Below are 358 nucleotides of genomic sequence, written 5' to 3'. Positions count from 1 at the left end.
ATATTCAACCGCGCTGGATTTAATTTTCGGAGACGAGAGCTTTCACAACTCTTTTCAAATAGTACAAAATATAGTCGATGGTATGTATTATCTTCTTTGTAGCAATCAGAAAGAAAGACTAATTAAAACCATTTGTAATGTGCTTGATAACATGGTGACGCACACCAACTTTGATCAATTGCTAAAAAATAAAATTATGTCTACAGTCATTTTGATTGTCACTTATCTAAACGACTCAGAGCTATCTTACAAATTCATTCTAACACTTTCAACATCACCGATTAGACGTGAAGCATATCTTGAATATAACTTAAATTCTATAAACAAAAAGAAACTGCAAGTTCCTACAGAAACATAC

1 pseudogene is annotated in these 358 nt (G+C 31.8%); it reads left to right on the top strand.

The features are described from left to right. Positions 1 to 358, top strand: a pseudogene (locus AAEY62_RS20905) (hypothetical protein); the annotation flags it as partial.

It is taken from the genome of Pseudoalteromonas sp. GW168-MNA-CIBAN-0100 (assembly GCF_040309225.1).
Lineage (GTDB): Bacteria > Pseudomonadota > Gammaproteobacteria > Enterobacterales > Alteromonadaceae > Pseudoalteromonas > Pseudoalteromonas arctica.
The sequence above is the reverse complement of the archived record's forward strand: the minus strand, read 5'-3'. Positions and strand labels throughout refer to the sequence as shown.